1 protein-coding gene and 1 pseudogene are annotated in these 1,679 nt (G+C 60.7%); both read left to right on the top strand.

Annotation, left to right across the window (positions count from 1 at the left end):
* Window positions 1–378, top strand: a pseudogene (locus tag Q8K05_RS18015) (hypothetical protein); the annotation flags it as partial.
* Window positions 379–489: 111 nt separating this feature from the next.
* On the top strand, window positions 490–1,679 hold a 1,190-nt coding region (locus tag Q8K05_RS18010; protein WP_305247986.1), incomplete at its 3' end, for a methyl-accepting chemotaxis protein.

Here is a 1,679-nt window from a genome sequence, read left to right as displayed (position 1 = left end):
ACCGCCGCCAGCCAGGAGCAGACCTCGGGCATAGAGCAGATCAACCAGGCGATCACGCAGATGGACCAGGTCACGCAGCAAAACGCCGCATTGGTCGAAGAAGCGGCAGCAGCCGCGCAATCGCTGCAGGAGCAGGCGGCCGGCCTGTCCCAGGTGGTCAGCGTGTTCAGGCTCGACCAGGAACAAGCACTCAGCCAGGGCGCCTCAACCCGGCGTGCAGCAGCCCACTACCCGAGAACCGAGCCCGTGCAGCCACCGCCTGCCAGGCCCGCCATTACGGCGTCAAAGCCGAGGCGGGGCAGCGAGCCTTTGCCGTCACGGCGACTGGCGGTGGCCACGGCCGCGACCTCCGGGGCCGGGGAGTGGCAGGAGTTTTAACGGCGGTTTGACCTGCTATTCAAGCTCTTGACGGGGTCAATCCGAACCTGGATTTGATCAAGTCATCAGTTCCCAATTTTTTTTCTGCCTTTATACGGATATAGATTAATCATGCGTGTCAATTTACCGGTGACGACCAACGAATACACAATTCCCCAGGACACTGCACTGGTGTCCCGCACCGATCTCAAGGGGCGTATCACCTATGTGAATCCGTCATTTGTCAAGGTGAGCGGCTACGGTCCAGACGAGCTGATGGGCAAGGCCCACAACATCATCCGCCATCCCGATATGCCAGCGGAAGCTTTTGCTGATATGTGGAGCACCCTGGCCCAGGACTTGCCGTGGACCGGGTTGGTCAAGAACCGTCGCAACAACGGTGACTTCTATTGGGTGCAGGCAAACGTCACACCGATACGGCAAAAGGGCGTGACTCAAGGCTACATGTCGGTCAGAAACAAGCCCGAACCCGCTCAGGTAGCCGAGGCTGAGCGTATCTATTCAAGCATCAGGGAGGGCAACGCAGCCGGGCTGAAAATCCGTCAGGGTGAAGTGGTGAAGCCAGTGTGGAGTGCCCCGATTGCGAGCCTGCGTCGAATCCCGATCTCGCAACGGGTCATTGGGACCACTACCTTGGCGGTCACGCTGACGCTGGGCTTGGGTCTGGTGGGCTGGCGCGAAGTCTCTTTGCTTGCCGTGTCATCGGGTACGGCCGGCTGGATGCCCGCTGTGTTCGCGGCAGGCATTGTGGCTTCTGCTCTGGCGTGGGCCGGCTTTGGTTATTTTCTTGTCAGCGCGGTGTTTCGTCCTCTGGACAGGGCCGCCAAAGTGGCGCAAGCCATTGCCGGGGGGGATCTCGCCAAGTTCGAAATTCATCCCGCTGACGAGGCCAAACCATTGCTGCTCGCCCTGAACCAGATGAGCGCCAACCTGTTGGCGGTCGTCGCGGATATTGGCGCCAGCGTGGAAGGCGTTGTCGCCGCCTCGGGCCAGATCGCCGCAGGCAACCAGGACCTGTCCTCGCGCACCGAAGAGCAGGCCAGTTCACTGGAACAGACCGCAGCTTCCATGGAGGAGCTGACTTCCACCGTCAAGCAAAACGCCGACAACGCCAGGCAGGCCAACCAGCTGGCCGTGTCTGCTTCCAGCATTGCAGTCAAGGGCGGCAGCGTGGTGGCAGAAGTGGTCAACACCATGGGCGCCATCAATACCTCGTCGAGGAAGATCGTCGACATCATCGGCGTGATCGACGGCATCGCTTTTCAGACCAACATCCTGGCGCTCAACGCGGCGGTAGAAGC

This window comes from Polaromonas sp., from assembly GCF_030682935.1.
Classification (GTDB): Bacteria; Pseudomonadota; Gammaproteobacteria; order Burkholderiales; family Burkholderiaceae_C; genus Polaromonas.
This window is presented reverse-complemented; position numbering and strand designations above follow the sequence as displayed.